Below are 19,721 nucleotides of genomic sequence, written 5' to 3'. Positions count from 1 at the left end.
GAGCAGGGGCCGATCCACAAGGAAGCCGACCAGAGAGCGATGATCCATCGCAGCATGGACCTGTTGGAGAAGTTCACCGGCAAACGGCCGATCGGCTGGCTCGGCCCGGGCCTGACCCAGACGCTGGAGACGCCCGAGCTGCTGGTCGAGGCCGGTGTGAAATATATCGGCGACTGGGTCCATGACGACGAGCCGACCGTCATCGGGACCGCCAACGGCCCGCTGGTCACCCTGCCCTATACGGTCGAGCTCAACGACATCCCGATGATGCTGGTGCAGCACCACGAGAGCGACCATCTCTACAAGCGCGCGATCGAGGCCTTCCACCAGCTCTACGAGGAGGGAAAGCACCGCGCCAAGTTCATGGCGATCGCCATCCACCCCTATATCAGCGGCCAGCCGTTCCGCATCAAGCCGCTCGCGGCGATCTACGACTATGTCAACCGGTTCGAGGGCGTGCTGCACTGGAACGGCGAGCAGATCTACGACTGGTATCGTGGCGCAGCCGAAGTGGACCGCTGACGGCGCTCGGCGCGGCAGCAGGTTGGTCCTCGCCAGATCGACCACCTCGTCGCCGCGGCCGTTCATCACCGCACGCAGCACCAGAGGCTGAATCCCTTGACCTGCTCCGCCGTGATGGTCGGCGGCATCGAAAGCTCCTGCTTGGCGGTGACGACGTCCAGAAGCGCGGGCCCGTCATGGTCAAGCATCTCCTTCATCGCCCCCGGCAACTCGCCGGGATCCTCGACCCGGCGCGCGAACAGGCCCATGGCGCGCGCCATCGCGGCGAAGTCCGGATTTTGCAGGTCGACGCCGGTGTAGACGAAGCCCGCGGCTTTCATCTCCAGCGCGACGAAGCGGAGCACGCCATTGTTGAACCGCCGCGCGGATCGCGTTCTCCAGGAGATAAGGAAGCTGGCTCACATCGGAGACGAGCTCGCAATAATGGCTGCACTCCCCGAACAGGGTCTGCGGATGCGTCTCCTGGAAATACCCGCCCCCGATCTCGGCCGACGGGATCTGGGCCGCAATCGCGGGCACCGGCACGCGGCTGCGATGCGCGTCGAACAGCCCGTTGATGAGATGCAGATTGCCGGGGCCGCAGGAGCCGGCGCAGACCGCCAGCTTGCCGGTCATTTGCGCTTCGCCGGCAGCGGCGAAGGCGGCCACTTCCTCGTGCCGCACATGCACCCACGCGATGGTGCCCCGGCTCCGCAGTGCCTCCGTGAGGCCGTTCAGGCTGTCACCGACGATTCCGTAGATTCGCTCTACGCCGGCCTGCTCCATCGTCGCGACGAGCAGATCGGCTACGTTTCGGATTGCCATCACGGTCTCCAGCAAATGCCGGTTTCGGCTCTCGACGTCTCACTGCACCAGCTTGGCGTCGAGTGTGATGGTGGCATTGAGCACTTTTGAAACCGGACAGTTCTTCTCCGCTTCGCCGGCCAGGCGGGCGAACGTCGCCTCGTCGAGGTTCGGCACCTTGCCGCGCAGGGTCAGCGCCGAGCGGCTGATGCGGAATCCCTGCCCTTCCGGCTCCAGCGTCACGGCGGCCTCGGTGGAGAGCTCGGTGGGTGTGAAGCTGGCGGCCTGCAGCGCGAAGGCCAGCGCCATGGTGAAGCAGCCGGCATGCGCCGCCGCGATCAGCTCCTCCGGATTGGTGCCCTTCTCGTTCTCGAAGCGCGTCTTGAACGAGTACGGCGTCTGCGACAGCACGCCGGAATCGCTCGAAAGATGGCCGCTGCCGGCGCGGCCGGTTCCCTGCCAGACTGCCTTTGCCTTGCGGATCATGTCGGTCTCCTTGCCCCGTTGCCCCGCACATCTAAGGATCGCACCTGTCGCTTCAACACGTTTGCATTGGCCAGTCTTTCGGGAGCGCACGACTCACAAGAGATTGATCGCGACCTTGATGGTGGCAGGCTGACGTTGAAGCCATGATCCCGCTCACAAGCTTTAACAACATTTGACGGGCGGTGCGCCCTGCTTTCATGCACCTGACCGGACATGCGACTGGCTTGCAGCCGTTCAATCATCGACAGGAGGAGAGCCATGCCTGACGTCATCGATCATAGTCGCCGACGGTTCATCGGGGCTGCGGCCATGACCGTCGCCGCGAGCCACCTCGCGCTGGACGGCTCTGCCGAGGCGCAATCGGCGAGGCCGAACAGGCCAGCCCTCACCGTCAAGCCCGGGACCAACACGTCCTTCGCGTCGCTGAAGCAGATCGATGCCGGACTTCTGAACGTCGGCTACGCCGAGGCAGGACCTGCCGACGGACCACCCGTCATTCTGCTGCACGGCTGGCCCTACGACATCCACAGCTTCGTCGACGTCGCGCCCGTGCTCGCCGCCGAAGGTCATCGCGTGATCGTCCCGTATTTGCGTGGCTACGGCACGACGCGTTTCCTGTCCGACTCCACCTTCCGCAACGGCCAGCCGTCGGCGATCGCTCTCGACACCATCGCGCTGATGGACGCGCTCAAGATCGACAAGGCGACGCTGGCGGGATTCGACTGGGGCGCGCGGACGGCCGACATCGTGGCCGCGCTGTGGCCGGAGCGCTGCCGCGGGCTGGTCTCGGTGAGCGGTTATCTGATCGGCAGCCAGGACGCCGGCAAGCAGCCGCTGCCGCCGAACGCGGAGCTGCAATGGTGGTATCAATTCTATTTCGCGACCGAGCGCGGCCGCGCCGGCTACCAGAAATACCGGCGCGAGTTTTCCAAATTGATCTGGCAGCTCGCCTCGCCGAAATGGCAGTTCGACGACGCCACCTTCGAACGCAGCGCCAAGGCGTTCGACAATCCGGATCACGTCGCGATCGTGATCCACAATTACCGCTGGCGGCTCGGTCTCGCCGAGGGCGAGGCACGCTACGACGACGTGGAGAAGCGCCTGGCCCAGGGTCCCGTCATCGCCGTGCCCACCATCACCATGGAAGGCGACGCCAACGGCGCACCGCATCCGCCGCCCGCGGCCTATGCCCGGATGTTCTCCGGCAAATACTCGCACCGGACCATCGAAGGTGGCATCGGGCACAACCTGCCGCAGGAAGCGCCGCAGGCCTTCGCGGAGGCCGTGATCGACGTCATGGCCGAGAGCTGATCTCTCGGCAGCCGCGACCTCAGATCAAGTCGTGGCCGCCATCGACGTGGCGGCGCGGTCGCTGGCTGGCTGATCACGCCGTCCTGCGAGGACGAGGGCGATCGCGCCGGTCATGCCCGGCCCTTGGCGGCTTCGCTCGTGCGTTCGGCTCTGACTAGGTGAGCGCAGGATTCGGCCGGTCCGCACCCTGCGCACGAAACAGCGCGGCCGTGATCCAATTCCGGGATGGCCCAACCCGACCGGGGCAAACGCATTCGCGATCCTCCCTTCGGCGCCACGGCTTGCGGGTTCACCGTTTATCGTTCTTTGGCCACCAAGATGCCGCCACGTACGGTGCCGTAAAGTATTTTGATCATAATTCTGCTTTAATGATCGATGGCCGGAAACGACGTCCGGCCGACGTGCACGGATCGCGCGTTCGGTCGCAGAATCATCGGTGCAGCCAGTTGTTTCAAGGGATATGATCAACCCTTCGGATACTGAGGTTTTTACGGCCCCAGCAAACCGTTGCAAGCGGTGTCAATTGTCTGTTTGAGTCACAGAAGCAATTTTTTGGATTCCAGGAGTGATAATGGCGGATCGGTTTTCCGGAAGCGTATTGCACAGCCATTCGGGAGACGAAGAGCCGGTGCCCAGCCTCGGCGAAATCGGGCTCAACAATTTCGCGCCCTATCTGATGAACCGCCTGATGTCGCGCTGGAACACCAACATTCTGGACGGTCTGAAGGACTTCGACATGTCGACGGCCAAGATGCGCGCGCTCGCCGTGCTCAGCGTGTCGTCGTCGCTCACCATCAACGAGCTATCGGTGTTTGCCGTCACCGAGCAGTCCACCATGAGCCGGACGCTGGACGCGCTGGAGGAGCAGGGTTACATCCGCCGCCAGCCGCGCGCCGACGACATGCGGGTCCGCGACGTCAGCATCACGCCGAAGGGACGCAGCGCCTTCGAGAAGGTCTGGCCGACCATGTACCACATGCTGCTGCAGATGTTCGACGGCATCGAGGAGGACGAGTATCGGAACTTCCTCGGCACGCTGCAGAAGGTGCTGCGCAACGTCCGCAAGCACGAGATCTGAGCACTCCCGAAATCCCTACAGTGTCGCCACCGTCTTCAATGCGCCGTCGAGCGCGATGCCCTGCTCGTCCATCAGTGCCGCCTGACGCAGCCGCCGCATCCACTCGGCGCCGTCCTGCCGCGAGGCGAGCAGCGGCAGTACGGCCATCACCCGGTCGAACTTCGACATCCCCCGCGCATGCGTATCCGAATAACCCTTGACGAGGCGACGGCACTCCAGCGTCTCGGCGGCGAGATCGTAGTTCGATGATAACAGTCCCGTCGCGGCCGCGAGCCACGCCTCGCGGTGCAGCGTTTCGCGATGGTGCCGCAGCGTGCCGCGGCGCCTGCCGCGCAATGCCGAGACGAGATAGAGCCCGACGAACCAGAACACCGTGCCGGTGCGGACGCGGCGGCCCTGGTTGATCCATCGATCAAGGCGCGCAAACAGTTTTGGCCGCTGCTCGATCCACTCGCCGAGCCGTTTCGGCAGCGTGCCGCAGACCTCCGCCATGCGCGGATGCATGTATTCGGTGGTGTAGACGATCTGGTCGTCCTTGGCGCCGACCTCGGCGCGCACCCGCGCAAATCGCGAGCCGCGGACCTTGAGGTCGGCGACCCGGATCACGTCGTCATAGGCCATCGCGATCGCGACATGTTTTGCGGCTTGCACCGTGAAGGCAAACGCCTTCGCGTCTCCACCATTGCCGCGGTCCAATCCGAGCAGCGCGCCGAGCCGATCGAGATATTCGGCCGCATAGGCCGGGTCCTGGAAGTCGACCAGCCGCTTCACCCCGGCGAACAGGAAGCCGTGGGCGATCTCCGGAAACTCGGCGCGGATGCGGCCGACCAGCCGATCCAGCTCCGGATTTTCCACCCGCGCAGGCAGCGCATCGAAGCGCTTGCCTGGTGCGGCGGCGACCGCATCCCGCGGCGATTGCCGGGTGCGATCGAACGCCGCGTTGAACGCCTTGAGGCTTGCGTCCACGCCCCGCCCGCCCGCCGTGATGGTGGCCTCGAACGCAGCCTTGTCGAACGGCAGCACGCCGGCCGCCGCGAGCGCGCCGAACAGCGCCGCCGAGATCACGCTGCCGTTCCGGCTCGCCAGCGTCTCCATGTCGAAGGCGATGGTCTTCTTCGCGGCGAAATCGGCCGCATCGATCACCGTCGCCGAATTGCCGATGCCGTCGCCGGGCGCGACCTTCTCGCTGATCGCGAAGGCGCGGTGTGTCGAGGCGATCAGCACGGTCTTGTCCGGCGTGACGAGGCCGCGCAGGATCGAGCGGCCGGCTTCCATCATCTCCGCGGCCAGCACGATGTCGACATCGCCGGGCGTCGGCATCAACGACAGGATCGGCGGCACGCCGCTCCGCGCCTGCAGCATCTCGATGTAGTAGATCGTGGCGCCGGTCCGCTGCGCCACGCCGGGCACCGAGGTCGATTGCGCCGCCCAGCCTTGGGCTTCCGCCAGCTCCACGATCCAGTCCGTGAGCACGCCGCCGCCCTGGCCGCCCATCGCCAGAACGGCGATGCTGAGCGGTTTCAGCGGCGAGAGCCGCGCCGTGCTGGTCACGGGCTGGTCGATGACAGCCTCCTTCAATCGGCGAACGCGATCCGCGTGGCGTCGCGCCGGCGCTGCAGCCAGCCGATCACCGCTCGGCGCATCCGGTAGATCAGGCGGTCCAGCCCGCTCGGATTATGGATGATGTCGGCGCGATAGAACGACGGGCACAGCGCCGCGGCTTCCGACACCTCGCCGCAATTGCCGCAGCCGACGCAGCCATTGTCGATGGCGGCAACCGGATCGTCCTTCAACGGATCGTCGGTGTGCTTGACCGACAGCGACGGGCAGCCGGAGAGGCGGATGCAGGCATGGTCACCGGTGCAGACGTCCTCGTCGACGCCGAACCGTTCCTTCACCATGCGCCGGCCGTCCTTGACGGCCTTGAAAAACTGCGGCCGCACGCGGCGCTGCTTGTTCAGCATGCATTCCGAGGACGCGACGATGATCTTCGGTCCTTTCTGCTCCGTCGTCAGCGCCTCGCGCAAGGTGTCGCGTACTTTCGCGACGTCATAGGTCCGGTCGATCTGCCGCACCCATTCCGCCCCGATCCCCTTCACGGCATTCACGATCGAGTTGTTGGTCTTGCGGCGCGGGTTCTGCGCGCGTGACGACATGATGTCCTGGCCGCCGGTCGCCGCCGAATAATAATTGTCGACGACCAGAATGACGCCGTCCTGCTTGTTGAACACGGCGTTGCCGACCGACGAGGCAAGCCCGTTGTGCCAGAAGCCGCCATCGCCCATGACAGCGATCGAGCGCTTGCCGGCCGGCACGTTGAAGGCCGAGGCCGACGCGGGGCCGAGACCGTAGCCCATCGTCGTGCCGCCGATGTTGAACGGCGGCAGGATCGAGAACAAATGGCAGCCGATGTCGGCGGAGACGTGGTGCGGACCGAGTTCCTGCTCGACCAGCTTCATCGCCGCGAAGATCGGGCGTTCCGGACAGCCGGTGCAGAAGCCCGGCGGACGCTGCGGCACGGTCGCCGCCAGCGCCTTCACCTTCGGATCGTTCAGCACCGGGCTCGGGTCCGGCACCGGCGGCTGGTTGCGCAGCAGGAGGCGGGCATGTTGCCCGATGAACTGTTGCAATCCCTTGACCAGCACCGGCGCGGTATATTCGCCGCCCATCGGCAACACGTCCTTGCCGCTGACCTTCGTCTGGAGGTCGCGCCGGCGCAGAATGGTGTTCAGCGCCTGCTCGATATATTCGGGGGCGCCCTCCTCGACCATCAGCACCGCGGTCTTGCCGGCGCAGAACGCCACCAGCTCATCGTCGATCAGGGGATAGGCGACGTTCATGACATAGAGCGGCACCAGCGAGCAGCCGTAGACATCCGCAAGCCCCAACTGCTGCAATGCGCGCATCACCGAGTTGTACATGCCGCCCAGCATCACGATGCCGATCTCGCCTTCGGCGGGCCCGAACAATTCGTTGAGCTTCCGCTGCTTGATGAACTCGACCGCCGCCGGCCAGCGCCGCTCCAGCTTGTCCTTTTCCTGCAGGAAGCTCGCCGGCGGCAGCACGATGCGGTTGACGTCGCGCACCGGGTTTTCCAGCGCTTCACGCAGCGTGTGCCTCGGCTTCTGGTTGTCCTTGGCCACGAACTGGCCGCGGACGTGGCAGGCGCGGATACGCACCTCGAGCATGACGGGCGTCGAGGACGCCTCCGAGAGCTCAAAACCGTCCTCCACGGCTTTGACGATCGACGGCAGGTTCGGCCGCGGATCGAGCAGCCAGACCTGCGACTTCATGGCGAAGGCGTGCGAGCGCTCCTGCATGATGGAGGAGCCCTCGCCGAAATCCTCGCCGATGATGATCAGTGCACCGCCGGTCACGCCGCCGGACGACAGGTTGGACAGCGCATCGGAGGCGACGTTGGTGCCGGCGGTCGACTTGAAGGTCACGGCGCCGCGCACCGGATACATCACCGAGGCCGACAGCATCGCAGTGGCCGCCGCCTCCGAGGCCGAGGTCTCGAAATGGACGCCGAGTTCTTCCATCACGTCCTTGGCGTCGGCGAGCACGTCCATCAGGTGCGAGATCGGCGCGCCCTGATAGCCGCCGACATAGGAGACGCCGGATTGCAGCAGCGCCTTGGTGACTGCGAGGATGCCCTCGCCGTGAAACACCTCGCCGGCGCCGAGCTTGAGGTCCTGGACCTCGCGTTCGAATGACCGTTCAGCCATCACAGCCTCCCGCTTCGTACCTGACGCTTGCCGGCCCAAGCATGGATTGATAACGCTCGTTTGCAACACTTAGTTTCGGCACAGCCATGTCGAGCCAACTTCCGCCCACCGAGCGCCGTTTCGTCGCGACACCGCGTGCCCGCATCCATGTCGCCATCGCCGGCAGCGGCACGCCGCTGCTCCTGCTGCACCAGACGCCGCGGTCCTGGGACGAATTCCGCGACGCACTGCCGCTGCTCGGGCAACGCTGTTGCGCCATCGCGATGGATACGGTCGGCTTCGGCGATTCCGAGGCGCTGCCCGAAGGCGAGGACTCGATCGAGTCCTGGGCGGCCTGCGCCTTCGACCTGCTGGATGCGCTCGGCATGGAGAAGGCCGCCATTGCCGGCCATCACACTGGCGCGGCGATCGCGGTCGAGATGGCGGCGTCGCGGCCGGAACGGGTTCGCGCGCTCGTCCTGTCGGCCTCGCCCTATGTTGATGCGGTGCGGCGCGCTGCGGCGCCAGGCAAGAAGATAATCGACGAGGTCAGCCCGGCCAGCAATGGCTCGCATCTGCTCACGCTCTGGCAGATGCGCCAGCCGTTCTATCCGGCCGAAGACACCGACCTGCTGCAACGGTTCATCGTCGACGCGCTGAAGGCCGGCCGCCTGGCCGCCGAGGGACACCGCGTCGTCGACCGCTACGTGATGGAGACACGCCTGCCGCTGGTGTGCTGCCCGACGCTGGTGATCGCGCCGACCGCCGACCCGCATGCCCATCCGGTCGCGGCCAAGGTCGCTGGCGCCATCGCCGGCGCGAAGCTGGTCGAGATCGTGGGCGGCATGGTGCCGTTCCCGGACCAGATGCCGGACGTGTTCGCCCGGATCACGCTGGATTTTCTCGAGCCGATCTTGCGGACCTGAAATCCGCGCCGCTGACGGATGTTCAATCATCCTGCCGTCCCCGCGCGACGAATTTTCGGAAATCGGCGACAGCACGTTCCGGCGCCAGCGCGAAGCTCGGGCCGCGGCTCGGCTCGAGCCCCTCTAGCTCGCGTAGCGCCACCGCCATCTCCGCCGTCTTGAGGGCGACCGCTGCACAATTGACCACCGGCGCATGGCCGATCTTGTAGCCCCGCTGCCGGCACAACAGCAGCGCCGGCAGCACGCCGGCCGGAATCACGACGTCGGCGCCGGCCGCGACCAGCGGCGCCGCCTTCTCGTCGAAGATCGCCCGCATCCGCGCCAGCGCCGCCTCGTCGCCGGCGAAGGCCGGGTTGAAATCCGACGGCAGGAAGCCGAGCCCGATCACGCCGCTGATGCGGTCACGCAGGCCGTACCGCTCCGCCTGCTCGTAATGATAGACCTCGAACACGGGATCGATCGAGACCAGCGCCAGGCGCCGTCCGAGCTGGGCCGCGAAGTGCAGCGTCGCCTCGCCGGCGCCGACCACCGGAATCCGCACGGCCGAGCGCGCCTCGTAGAGCCCGGGGTCCTGGAAATGACCCATCACGAACGCGTCGTAGCCTTGCCCGACCGCCTCGATGCAGCGATCGATCGCGAGCGCCGCGCAGCGAAACTCGGTGAGGCGGCCGAAATCACGATCGGGCGGCGACGTGCCCGCGACGTCAACCGTCGTTCCCGGCGCCGCGATACCGTTGAGATAGGAAGACAGGCGCTCGAAATAGGGCGCGTTCTGCGCGGCATCGACGAAGCTCAGCCACAGGATGCGCATTTGACACTTTCCTCATCCATGCTCCCCATGAAGCTGGACCGAGACGGGAGCAGGAGCGAGCCAAGCTGTATTGCTTGAAATCTAAACATATGCATTCGCATATCAATCATGATCGACCGGCCTATTGTGACAGCCGGCAACTGCGCTCCTGAGATACCGCATGCGCGTCGCTCAAGGAGGCGGCACGAAGCTGCGAATATCAGCAAATTGCGCGACGCGGCGCACGCGCGGGACAATCTGGACGGAAGCGGTGCGCTCATGCGCCGTCACTCCGAATAAAATATGCATACGCATATAATTTGCCCGCACGCTTTGCCGCTCCGTTGACGCGCCACGCATTGGGACCTAAGGTCACCGCATCGTGAAGCGGAGATCGGTCGACGCATCATCATGGCGGTAGCGGTGCATCTGCCGGCTGGTCCGGACACGGTCTTCGCGGCCTTCAAGTCGGCCGCCGAACGGTATTCGCACCGACCTTTCCTCGGCGTGGCGGCTGCGACTGCCGCGATCTATGACATCGCGCCAGGAGACATTGGCTACGCCGAGGCGCAGGCGGCCGTCACACGCATCGCGAACGCCTATCTCGCCGCCGGATATGGGCATGGCCATCGCGTCGGCGTTCTCCTGGAGAACCGGCCCGATTTCTTTCTCCATTGGTTTGCGCTCAATTCGCTTGGCGTCTCGCTGGTCCCGATCAATCCGGACATGCGCGCGGCCGAGCTCGAATATCTGATCGGCCATTCCGAGATGGTGGCGGCGCTTGCCATCCCATCCCGGCATCGCGATATCGCCGCCGCGGCCACTTCGATCGGCCGAAGCCTTCCCATTTTCGGCCCGAATGATGCGCCGGCCGCGATCACCGTGTTGCCGCCGAAGGTGGGCGCGCCTGATCGCGACAGCGAATGCGCGCTGCTCTATACATCGGGCACGACAGGGCGCCCGAAGGGCTGCGTGCTGGCGAACGAGTATTTCCTCTATGCCGGCCATTGGTATGCAGAGATCGGCGGCCTGATCGCGATGCGGCCGGGCGAGGAGCGCATGCTGACGCCCCTGCCGGTCTTCCACATGAACGCGATGGCCTACTCCGCCATGGCGATGGTGACCGTAGGCGGCTGTCTGACCGTGCTCGATCGCTTTCACCCGAAGAGCTGGTGGGACTCCGTCCGCGAGAGCCGCGCCACCATCGTGCACTATCTCGGCGTGATGCCGCCGATGCTGATGGGCGCGTCGGAGAGCCCGCGGGACAAGGCCCATGCGGTGCGCTTCGGCTTCGGCGCCGGGGTCGATCCGGCGCTGCACGCAGCGTTCGAGGCCCGGTTCGGTTTTCCGCTGATCGAAGCCTGGGCGATGACCGAGACCGGCGCCGGCGCCGTGGTCGTCGCGTCACAGGAACCACGCCATGTCGGCACCCGCTGCTTCGGCCGGCCGCGTGACGGACTGGAGACGCGCATCGTCGCCGACCACGGGCGCGAAGCCGCCATCGACGAGCCCGGCGAGCTGTTGGTGCGGCATGCCGGCTTGGAGCCGCGCTACGGCTTCTTTCGCGACTATCTGAAGGACGCCGAGGCGACCGCGGAAGCCTGGCGCGGCGGCTGGTTTCATACCGGCGACGTGGTCAGGCGGAGCCGGGATGGTTCGCTGCGCTTCATCGACCGCAAGAAGAACGTGATCCGCCGTTCCGGCGAGAACATCTCCGCCGTCGAGGTGGAAGGGGTGCTGATGCAGCATCCCTCGGTCAGGCAGGTCGTGGTGGCGCCGGTGCCCGATCCGCTGCGCGGCGACGAGGTGTTCGCCTGCGTCGTGGCCGCGCCCGACGCCACGCCCGGCGCCGCGCTGGCGGAAGAGATCGTGCGCTTCAGTCTTTCCCGCCTCGCCTACTACAAGGCGCCCGGCTATGTGGCCTTCGTCGACACGGTGCCGCTGACCTCGACGCAGAAGATCCAGCGCGGCGGCCTGAAGGACTTGGTCGCCGCTTCGCTCGCGAGCCCGTCCTGCATCGACACCCGTGCGATGAAGAAACGGGTGGCGGCCTGATGCCACGGCAGCCTTCCGCCCGCCGCTCCTATGAGGGCGTGGTCGCCTGCCAGCCCGTCACCATCCCCTATCGCCGCTATTCGACGGAAAGCGCCGCATGGTGGATCGGCCGCGCCCTGCGCGAGCTCGTCAAGAAGTCCGGACTGCGGCCGCAGGACCTCGACGGCTTCGCGCTGTCGAGCTTCACCATAGGACCCGACACCGCGATCGGCCTGACCCAGCATCTCGGCCTGTCGCCGCGCTGGCTCGACCACATCCCGCTCGGCGGCGCCAGCGGCGTGGTGGCGCTGCGCCGCGCCGCGCGCGCGGTCCAGGCGGGCGACGCCGAGTTCGTCGCCTGTGTCGGTGCCGACACCAACCATGTCGATTCCTTCCGCCGGACGCTCTCGACCTTCTCGCGCTTCGCCCAGGACGCGGTGTATCCTTACGGCTCGGGCGGGCCGAATGCGAGTTTTGCGCTCATCACCAGGAACTACATGAACCGCTTCGGCGCGACGCGCGAGGACTTTGGCAAGCTCTGCGTCGCCCAGCGCGACAATGCGCTGTCGGTGCCGCATGCGCTGATGAAGCAGAAGCTGACGCTGGACGCCTATCTCGCGGCGCGGCCGATCGCCGATCCCATCCATCTGTTCGATTGCGTGATGCCGTGTGCCGGCGCGGAAGCGTTCCTGGTCTGCCGCGAGGAAACGGCGCGCGCGCAGGGCTGGACGCATGTCCGCGTGCTCGCGACCATCGAGCGGCATAACGCCTTTCCGGACGACCCCATCCAGATCCGCGGCGGCTGGGCGATGGATGCCGGCGAGCTCTGGGCCATGGCGGGCTTGCATACTGGCAGCGTGGACTTCGTCGAGACTTACGACGACTACCCCGTGATCTCGATGCTGCAGTTCGAGGACCTCGGCTTCTGCGGCAAGGGCGAAGCGCCCGACTTCGTGCGCAGCCACACCTTCACCAATGACGGCAGCTTTCCCCACAACACCTCAGGCGGCCAGCTCTCCACAGGCCAGGCCGGCGCCGCCGGCGGCTATCTCGGGCTGGTCGAGGCCATCGGGCAACTGACCGACACAGCGCCGGGCGGCCGGGTGCCGAACGCCCGGATCGGCCTGGTCTCCGGCTTCGGCATGATCAATTACGACCGCGGGCTCGCCTCTTGCGCGGCGGTGCTGGCGAGGGCGGCATGAGCGAGCCCCTTGCGCGCCCGCGACGAAAAAATCCGCTCGCGCGCACGCGCCTGCCCCTGCTGCCACAGGGCGCGCGCAGCCGCACCGCCCATGGATTGACGGCCGCCGCCGCCGAAGGCCGCTTCGCGTTGCAGGTCTGCGCGGACTGCGGCCATGTCCTCTATCCGCCGCGCGACGCCTGCCCGCGCTGCCTCTCGGCCAAGCTACCATTCAAAAATATCGATCCGAACGGGCGCCTGATCGCCGAAACCACGGTCCGCATCTCGACCGATCGCTATTTTCACGAGCGGATGCCCTGGCGCATCGGCACCGTGCAGCTCGATGCCGGACCTGCTATCGTGGCCCATCTTCATGGCGATACCGTCGAGGGCGAGCGGGTGCGGCTCACGCTCAAGCTCGACAAGAGCGGCTCGGCCGTGATGTTCGCGCTGCCAGCGCAGGAGACGCCTCACATGCAAGCCGATCGCCATTGGCGCGAGATGACCTGCGATCCGCAATACCGCCGTGTGCTGATCAGCGACGGCCGCAACGCGGTCGGCCAGGCGATGGCCAAGGCGTTCGCCGAGGCCGGCGCCAGCACCGTCTTCGTCGGCATCGCCGATCCCTGGAAGCCGTTTCCGGGCGAGGCCGAGCTCCGCAACATCGCGCCCATCGAGGTCGTGCCGCTCGACGTCACCGACACCGCGTCGGTTGCCGAGCTCGCGGCACAGAACGGCGGCCGCATCGACATCCTCGTCAACACCGCCGAGCATGTCCGTCCCGGCGGCATCATCGAGCGCGGCAATCTTTCCGTCGCGCGCGAAGAGATCGACATCCGCTATTTCGGCATGATGCGGCTGGCGCAGGCTTTTGGGCCCGCCCTGCGCTTTCGCGGCGCGGATGGCGTGAACTCCGCCACTGCCTTCGTCAACCTGCTCTCCGTCCATGCTCTGATGAACTGGCCGGCCTATGGTGCGAGCTCGGCTGCCGAAGCGGCCTGCCTGTCGGCGTCGCAGTGCCTGCGCGCCGAGCTGCGGCCGGGCGGCGTGAAGGTGCTCAACGCCTTCTTCGGCCCGCTCGAGACCGAATGGTACCAGACCGTCCCGCCGCCCAAGCTCGCGCCCGCGGCGCTGGCGAGGGCCGTGGTCGCCGCGCTGCAGGACGGGCTCGAGGACATCTTCGTCGGCGACATCGCCCAGGACGTCCGCGAGCGTCTCAACACCAATCCGAAAGCCCTCGAACGAGAACTCGGCTCACACTGAAAGGGTGACCACCATGACGACGACGCCTGACCTTCTCGCTTTCGCCAATGCCATCGCCTCAGGGACCATCCGCGTCATCGACCTGACGCAGACCCTGTCGCCGGAATTCCCCACCATCGTGCTGCCGCCGGAATTCGGGCAATGCGCGCCGTTCCGGATGGAGGAAATCTCGCGCTACGATGCGCGCGGGCCGGCCTGGTACTGGAACAATTTCACGGTCGGCGAGCATACAGGGACGCATTTCGATGCGCCGATCCACTGGGTGTCCGGCAAGGATTTGCCGGACAATGCGGTCGACACCATTCCGCCGGCGAAATTCATCGCGCCGGCCGCGGTCCTCGACTGCTCGAAGGAAGCCGCCGACAATGCCGACTTCATCCTGACCATTCCCTTCGTCGAGGCCTGGGAGGCCAAGCACGGCCGCATCGAGGCCGGAAGCTGGGTGCTGCTGCGCACCGACTGGTCGAAGAAGTCGTATGCCGATTATCCCGGCCTGCGCGACGACGGCGCGCACACGCCGGGCCCGGGTCCGGAGGTCGTCAAATGGCTGGTCGAGGAGCGCGACGTGCATGGTTTCGGTACCGAGACCATCGGCACCGACGCCGGCCAGGCGCATCACTTCAACCCGCCCTATCCGGCACATTTCTACATGCACGGCAAGGGCCGCTACGGCCTGCAATGCCTGACCCGGCTCGACCAGTTGCCGCCGAAAGGCGCCGTGATCGTCGCCGCGCCGCTGAAGATCAAGCAGGGCTCCGGCAGCCCGCTCCGCGTGCTCGCGCTGGTGAAGGCGTGAGCGGACTATTCCGTGGCCGCCATGCGCGTATCATGAAAGGCGTCATATGACCGACGAAGTTGAGCTCGTAGCATGGCCGCCGTTCGGATCGGGCCGGCGGCAAGTCCTCCTCGGCGGCGCGGCGGCTGGATTGGCCGCTATGCTGCCGCGGTGGGCGTGGGCAGAAGGCAGCGACAAGGCGACGCTCTCGATCGCCTACCCGGTCGACGTGCCGACCTGGGATCCGAATGCGTTGTCGATCCCGGCGACGCAGAATCTCTACGAAACCGTCTTCGACTCGCCGCTGCGCTATTCCCCCGAGCTCAAGCTCTCGCCGCGCCAGGTCACCGAATGGAAGTTCGTCGATGACAAGGCGACGCGGCTGGAGATCACGCTGCGCGACGACATCCTGTTCCACGACGGCAGCAGGCTCACCATGGAGGACGTCAAGTTCAGCCTGGCCGATCGCGCCAAGGCCGACAAGAAGCTGGTGGTGGCCGGCATGTTCAACACGGTCGCCGACATCGAGGTGGTCTCGCCGACCAAGGGCGTGATGGTGTTCAGCCGCCCGACGCCGGCAGCGCCGATCTATCTCGCCTTCCTGACCGGCTATGTGGTGCCCAAGGCCTACATGCTTGAAGTCGGTCCCGAGGGCTTCAACGCCAAGCCGATCGGCGCCGGACCGTACCGGATGGTCGAGCACCAGCGCGGCTCGCGCATCGTGCTCGAAGCCTTCGACAAATATTGGGGCGGCGTGCCGCCGATCAAGCAGGTGATCTTCGAGATCACGCCCGAGGCCGCGACCCGGGTCGCGCTGGTCGAATCGGGCCGCGCCGGCTTTGCGGCACAACTGCCGGTGCGCGAGGCGCAGCGGCTTTCGCAGAAGCAAGGGCTGGTCACCAGGATCTACCCGTTCTCCGAAGTCTACATGCTGCGCATCCCGAACTACGTGCCGCCGATGGACAACGACCATGTGCGCACCGCGATGCACCTTTCGATCGACACGCAGGCGCTGTCGAAGGCGTTCTACGCCGGCGTGGCAAAGCCGCTGTCGGTGATGGCGCCCGAGGGCACGCCATCCCACGTGCCGGACTTCAAGTTTCCCTACGACAAGAACAAGGCCGTCGAGGAGTTGAAGGCCGCCGGCTTCAGCACGTCCAATCCCGTGTCCTTCACGCTGTTGTCGACCAACGGCGTGTTCCCGAACGACTACGACATGGCGCGCGCCATCGTGCAGATGTGGAAGGCGGTCGGCATCAACGCCACCATCGAGGAGACGACCTCGGCCAAGCTGCTGGACGCGGCGCAGAACGGCAAGCTCACCGGCCCGCTGCTCTATAGCTGGGCCAACGCCACCGGCGATCCCGAGAATTATGCCGGCCGCATCTTCGATCCTCGCCTGCGCTTCTCGACCTGGAAGGACATGTCGCTGTCGCCGCGCATCGACAAATTGATGACCGAGGTGAACGAGAGCGAGCGCATCGCGGGCTACAAGGCGCTGAATGTCGAATCCTCGGAGAAATCATGGGCGATCCCGCTGTTGCAGGGCATCACCACGGTGGCCTACTCCGCCGCGCTCGAGCCCACGCTGTTCGACAACGGCTACGTCCTGCCGGCGGAGATGAAGTACAAGTGAGCTGGGCTGTGGCCGGCTGACGGCGATACGACGAGCTGGTGTATGATGAGATTACGTTTGGTCGCGCAGCATCGGAGGTGCGCTCCCTCGCCCCGTTCTTACGGGGAGAGGGCTGGGGTGAGGGGCTGCTTCGGCAGCGGGACTCGCGGAAAGTCCCCCTCACCCGGATCGCTGCGCGATCCGACCTCTCCCCGCAAGCGGCAGGGCAATCGCATATGAGCTCGAGCCATCGGCACGACCGGTCGACCCTCCCCTGGAGGGGGAGGGTCGGCTCACATGAAGCGAAGCGGAATGGGAGCCGGGGTGGGGTGATGCTTCCGCGCGCACACTGTCTGATACGGAGAGACCGTCACCCCACCCCGGCACGCATCTCGCTTCGCTCGATCGCGTGCCGACCCTCCCCCTCGAGGGGAGGGTGAGCCCAACCGCTCTGCTCTTTCCATATGCGATAGCCCTGCCGCGAGCGGGGAGAGGTGAACCGAATTCGTGGCAACCTAATTCATCCCAAGGCCATCCCACTCTAATGTTCCAGATCATCTCGGCCATCGTGCTGCGGCGGTTGGTGCTGGCGATCCCGACGCTGCTGCTGTTGTCGCTGGTGGTGTTCTTCGTGCTGCGCATCCTGCCCGCCGATCCGCTGGCGATGCTGCTGCCGGCCTCCGCCACGCCGGCCGATGCCGCGGCGCTCCGGCAGCAGCTCGGCTTCGACAAGCCGATCCCGCAGCAGTTTGCGATCTGGCTATGGGCGGCGCTGAACGGCAATCTCGGCCTATCCATCAACTTCCGCCAGCCGGTCGCGCATCTGATGATGGCGGCGCTGCCCGCGACGCTGGAACTCACCTTGACCGGACTGGTGCTGGCGCTCGTGATCAGCATCCCCGGCGGGGTTTTGGCTTTCGTGCTGTACCGGCGCCGGCGCGAGACCGCCGCGGATCTCGCGGTCGCGCTGATGCAGTCGATCCCGTCCTTTCTCTGGAGCCTGCTGCTGATCGTGGCCTTCGGCGTGCTGTGGCCGGTGCTGCCGTTCAGCGGCCGCGTCGATCCCGACGTCACGCTGCCCGGCCTCACCGGCTTTGCGCTGATCGACCTGCTGCTGACAGGGCAGTTTCGCGGCTGGCTCGGCGCCCTCTCCCATCTCGTGCTGCCGGCGCTGGCGCTCGCGCTCGGCTTTGCGCCGCTGGTGATCCGGGTGCTGCGCTCGAGCCTGATCGAGGCCGCATCCGAGCCGCATGTCGAGGTGGCGCGGCTGCGCGGCCTGTCCGAGGGCCGCATCCTGTGGCGCCACATCCTCAAGAACGCGGCGCTGCCGACCATCACCCTGATCGGCGTGCAGTTCGGCTTCCTGTTCGGCGGGGCGCTGCTGGTGGAGATGATCTTCGGCTATCCCGGCATCGGCAACCTGATGGTGCAGGCGGTCAAGGCCAACGACCTGCCGCTGATCCAGGGCATCGCCCTGATCTTCTGCGTGCTGATGCTCTCGATCACGATCGTCGTCGACGTGCTCTATGCGGTGCTCAATCCGCGGATGAGGAACCTGTGAGCATAGCCGACCTCAGCGCCGTCGCTGCACCGCGCGCCGAACGAATGTCGAGCCTCGGCGCCGCCCTGCGCCAGCTCGCGCGGCAGCCGCGGGTCTGGGTCGGCGGAGGCATCCTGCTGGTGGTCGCCGTGCTTGCGATCTTCGCACGCTGGATCGCGCCGCATGATCCGCTCGACCAGGACCTCCTGCACATGCTGGCGCCGCCGCTGTGGGCGGCGGACGGCAGCATGGAGTTTCCGCTCGGCACCGACGGGCTCGGCCGCTGCGTGCTGTCGCGCGCGATCTATGGCGCACGGGTGGCGCTGACGGTCGCGGTCGCGGCCGCGTTCGGCTCGATGCTCTTGGGCAGCGCGCTGGCGCTGGTCGGCGGCTATTTCGGCGGTCTCGTCGATCGCCTCGTCACCTACGTCGTCGACCTCTGGCTGTCGTTCCCGCCGGTGGTGCTGTCGCTGATCCTGCTGGTCGGCCTCGGCACCGGCGTCGACAAGGTGATTCTGGCGGTGGTGCTGGTAGACTGGACCCGCTTCTGCCGCGTGGTCCGCGCCGACGTGCTGCTGACCCGCCGGCGCGACTTCGTGCTGGCGGCGCAATTGATCGGCTTCGGCCATCTGCGCACCATGCTGCGCGAGGTGCTGCCCGCCGTGGTGCCGCTGATGATCACGCTGTTCTCGATCGAGATGGGGATCGCCATCGTGGTCGAGGCCACCCTGTCCTTCATCGGCCTGTCGGTGCCGTCGGACATCACCACCTGGGGACAGATGCTGGCGGATTCCCGCAACGACATGCAGAGCGCGGTCTGGGTCATGCTGGTGCCGGTATTCTGCATCATCACCACCGTGCTGGCCTGCAACCTGCTCGGCGACGGCGTGCGCGTGGCGCTCGACCCGCGGCTCAGGCAGCGCGAGGGCTGACGCGCATGCTGTCGATCACCGATCTGACGCTCTCGACCGACATCGGTGGACGCAAGGTCGACTTGCTGCGCGACGTCTCGATCGCGCTGCCGCGTGGAAAAGTGCTCGGCTTGGTCGGCGAGTCCGGCGCCGGCAAGAGCATGATCGGGCGCATCATCGCCGGCCAGATCCCCGAGCGTTTCGAGGTCACGCGCGGCCGCGTTGTCTTCGACGGCACAGACCTGTTGTCGCTCGACCGCGCCCGCCGGCGCGCGCTGCTCGGACGGCGCATCGCCTTCATTCCGCAGGAGCCGCTGACCGCGCTGAACCCCGTGCTGACCGTCGGCCAGACTTTTGACGAGCACCTCGCCCATCTCGGCATTGCCGCCGGCAAGCGGCGCGCGCTGATGCTGCGGCAGCTCGACGCGGTGCACCTGCCGACCCCCGCCGAGATGCTGGCGCGCTATCCGCACGAGCTCTCCGGCGGCCAGTGCCAGCGCGTGCTGATCGCGATGGCCTTCGTCGCCAATCCCTCGCTGATCGTCGCCGACGAGCCGACCACCGCGCTCGACGTGGTGAGCCAAGTCAACGTGCTGCGGCTGCTGGCCGAGCAGCGCCGCCAGCACGAGACGGCCATGCTGCTGATCACCCACGATCTCAGGCTCGCCGCGCATGTCTGCGACGACATCGCCGTGCTCTATGCCGGCGAGCAGGTCGAACATGGCCCCGCGCGCGAAGTGCTGCGCCGCTCGCGCCATCCCTATACCTGGGCGCTCGACCAGGCGACGCCCGACGTGCAG

General features: G+C 66.5%; 15 protein-coding genes and 2 pseudogenes. 12 read left to right on the top strand and 5 right to left on the bottom strand.

The features are described 5' to 3' along the window. A pseudogene (locus JOY90_RS01480) lies at positions 1 to 522 on the top strand (polysaccharide deacetylase); the annotation flags it as partial. A 9-nt stretch (positions 523 to 531) separates the two neighbouring features. Here JOY90_RS01480 and JOY90_RS01475 read toward each other — a convergent pair. Both JOY90_RS01475 and JOY90_RS01470 read right to left on the bottom strand, forming a co-directional pair. Further along, positions 532 to 1,326 (bottom strand): annotated as a pseudogene (locus JOY90_RS01475) (thiamine pyrophosphate-binding protein); the annotation flags it as partial. 39 nt (positions 1,327 to 1,365) lie between these two features. Next, positions 1,366 to 1,791 carry an OsmC family protein gene (locus tag JOY90_RS01470; protein ID WP_291689401.1) on the bottom strand — a complete coding sequence of 142 codons (426 nt, stop codon included), beginning with the start codon at positions 1,789 to 1,791 and terminating at the stop codon, positions 1,366 to 1,368. Between the two features lie 258 nt (positions 1,792 to 2,049). On the opposite strand from JOY90_RS01470, the gene JOY90_RS01465 reads away from it, so the two are divergent. Together JOY90_RS01465 and JOY90_RS01460 are read left to right on the top strand one after the other, a co-directional pair. Continuing rightward, positions 2,050 to 3,102, top strand: coding sequence for an alpha/beta hydrolase (locus tag JOY90_RS01465; protein WP_291689400.1), 1,053 nt, complete (start codon positions 2,050 to 2,052; stop codon positions 3,100 to 3,102). Between the two features lie 571 nt (positions 3,103 to 3,673). Beyond that, on the top strand, positions 3,674 to 4,180 hold the full coding sequence (locus JOY90_RS01460) for a MarR family winged helix-turn-helix transcriptional regulator (RefSeq protein ID WP_291689399.1): 507 nt from the start codon (positions 3,674 to 3,676) through the stop codon (positions 4,178 to 4,180). Between the two features lie 15 nt (positions 4,181 to 4,195). On the opposite strand, the gene JOY90_RS01455 is transcribed toward JOY90_RS01460, so the two are convergent. Continuing rightward, positions 4,196 to 5,758: an indolepyruvate oxidoreductase subunit beta family protein gene (locus tag JOY90_RS01455; RefSeq protein WP_291689398.1), complete on the bottom strand. Its 1,563-nt coding sequence runs from the start codon at positions 5,756 to 5,758 to the stop codon at positions 4,196 to 4,198. Beyond that, a complete protein-coding gene (locus JOY90_RS01450; RefSeq protein ID WP_291689397.1) occupies positions 5,755 to 7,908 on the bottom strand; it encodes an indolepyruvate ferredoxin oxidoreductase subunit alpha in 2,154 nt (717 codons plus the stop codon). The genes JOY90_RS01455 and JOY90_RS01450 overlap by 4 nt, the downstream gene beginning before the upstream one ends. Positions 7,909 to 7,994: 86 nt before the next feature. Here JOY90_RS01450 and JOY90_RS01445 point away from each other — a divergent pair, with 86 nt between their 5' ends. After that, positions 7,995 to 8,813 (top strand): alpha/beta hydrolase, encoded by an 819-nt coding sequence (locus JOY90_RS01445; RefSeq protein WP_291689396.1) that lies wholly within the window; start codon positions 7,995 to 7,997, stop codon positions 8,811 to 8,813. Between the two features lie 22 nt (positions 8,814 to 8,835). On the opposite strand, the gene JOY90_RS01440 is transcribed toward JOY90_RS01445, so the two are convergent. Further along, the gene (locus JOY90_RS01440) at positions 8,836 to 9,624 is read right to left on the bottom strand and encodes an aspartate/glutamate racemase family protein (RefSeq protein WP_291689395.1); all 789 of its coding nucleotides are present in this window, start codon (positions 9,622 to 9,624) and stop codon (positions 8,836 to 8,838) included. A gap of 390 nt (positions 9,625 to 10,014) precedes the next feature. On the opposite strand from JOY90_RS01440, the gene JOY90_RS01435 reads away from it, so the two are divergent. The 8 genes from JOY90_RS01435 to JOY90_RS01400 all read left to right on the top strand — a co-directional run. After that, the gene (locus JOY90_RS01435) at positions 10,015 to 11,658 is read left to right on the top strand and encodes an AMP-binding protein (protein ID WP_291689394.1); all 1,644 of its coding nucleotides are present in this window, start codon (positions 10,015 to 10,017) and stop codon (positions 11,656 to 11,658) included. Further along, entirely contained in the window at positions 11,658 to 12,839 is a 1,182-nt protein-coding gene (locus tag JOY90_RS01430) for a thiolase family protein (protein WP_291689393.1), read from the top strand. The genes JOY90_RS01435 and JOY90_RS01430 overlap by 1 nt, the downstream gene beginning before the upstream one ends. Continuing rightward, complete coding sequence (locus tag JOY90_RS01425) at positions 12,836 to 14,080, top strand: SDR family oxidoreductase (protein ID WP_291689392.1); 1,245 nt, start codon at positions 12,836 to 12,838, stop codon at positions 14,078 to 14,080. Before JOY90_RS01430 ends, JOY90_RS01425 begins: the two co-directional genes overlap by 4 nt. A gap of 13 nt (positions 14,081 to 14,093) precedes the next feature. Then, entirely contained in the window at positions 14,094 to 14,876 is a 783-nt protein-coding gene (locus tag JOY90_RS01420; protein ID WP_291689391.1) for a cyclase family protein, read from the top strand. Between the two features lie 46 nt (positions 14,877 to 14,922). Next, positions 14,923 to 16,491: an ABC transporter substrate-binding protein gene (locus JOY90_RS01415; protein WP_291689390.1), complete on the top strand. Its 1,569-nt coding sequence runs from the start codon at positions 14,923 to 14,925 to the stop codon at positions 16,489 to 16,491. Positions 16,492 to 17,014: 523 nt separating this feature from the next. Further along, positions 17,015 to 18,031 (top strand): ABC transporter permease, encoded by a 1,017-nt coding sequence (locus tag JOY90_RS01410; RefSeq protein WP_291689389.1) that lies wholly within the window; start codon positions 17,015 to 17,017, stop codon positions 18,029 to 18,031. Beyond that, a complete protein-coding gene (locus tag JOY90_RS01405; RefSeq protein ID WP_291689388.1) occupies positions 18,028 to 18,942 on the top strand; it encodes an ABC transporter permease in 915 nt (304 codons plus the stop codon). The genes JOY90_RS01410 and JOY90_RS01405 overlap by 4 nt, the downstream gene beginning before the upstream one ends. 5 nt (positions 18,943 to 18,947) lie before the next feature. Next, positions 18,948 to 19,721 (top strand): ABC transporter ATP-binding protein (locus tag JOY90_RS01400; protein ID WP_291689387.1); only part of this gene is annotated, 774 nt, incomplete at its 3' end.

This window comes from Bradyrhizobium sp., from assembly GCF_019242285.1.
Taxonomy (GTDB): domain Bacteria; phylum Pseudomonadota; class Alphaproteobacteria; order Rhizobiales; family Xanthobacteraceae; genus Bradyrhizobium.
This window is presented reverse-complemented; position numbering and strand designations above follow the sequence as displayed.

What these genes read in the sequence shown, in the direction of transcription:
- JOY90_RS01470 (WP_291689401.1), bottom strand. Translation starts at nt 1,791, where the DNA reads ATGATCCGCAAGGCAAAGGCAGTCTGGCAGGGAACCGGCCGCGCCGGC.
- JOY90_RS01465 (WP_291689400.1), top strand. Translation starts at nt 2,050, where the DNA reads ATGCCTGACGTCATCGATCATAGTCGCCGACGGTTCATCGGGGCTGCG.
- JOY90_RS01460 (WP_291689399.1), top strand. Translation starts at nt 3,674, where the DNA reads ATGGCGGATCGGTTTTCCGGAAGCGTATTGCACAGCCATTCGGGAGAC.
- JOY90_RS01450 (WP_291689397.1), bottom strand. Translation starts at nt 7,908, where the DNA reads ATGGCTGAACGGTCATTCGAACGCGAGGTCCAGGACCTCAAGCTCGGC.
- JOY90_RS01445 (WP_291689396.1), top strand. Translation starts at nt 7,995, where the DNA reads ATGTCGAGCCAACTTCCGCCCACCGAGCGCCGTTTCGTCGCGACACCG.
- JOY90_RS01440 (WP_291689395.1), bottom strand. Translation starts at nt 9,624, where the DNA reads ATGCGCATCCTGTGGCTGAGCTTCGTCGATGCCGCGCAGAACGCGCCC.
- JOY90_RS01435 (WP_291689394.1), top strand. Translation starts at nt 10,015, where the DNA reads ATGGCGGTAGCGGTGCATCTGCCGGCTGGTCCGGACACGGTCTTCGCG.
- JOY90_RS01430 (WP_291689393.1), top strand. Translation starts at nt 11,658, where the DNA reads ATGCCACGGCAGCCTTCCGCCCGCCGCTCCTATGAGGGCGTGGTCGCC.
- JOY90_RS01425 (WP_291689392.1), top strand. Translation starts at nt 12,836, where the DNA reads ATGAGCGAGCCCCTTGCGCGCCCGCGACGAAAAAATCCGCTCGCGCGC.
- JOY90_RS01420 (WP_291689391.1), top strand. Translation starts at nt 14,094, where the DNA reads ATGACGACGACGCCTGACCTTCTCGCTTTCGCCAATGCCATCGCCTCA.
- JOY90_RS01415 (WP_291689390.1), top strand. Translation starts at nt 14,923, where the DNA reads ATGACCGACGAAGTTGAGCTCGTAGCATGGCCGCCGTTCGGATCGGGC.
- JOY90_RS01410 (WP_291689389.1), top strand. Translation starts at nt 17,015, where the DNA reads ATGTTCCAGATCATCTCGGCCATCGTGCTGCGGCGGTTGGTGCTGGCG.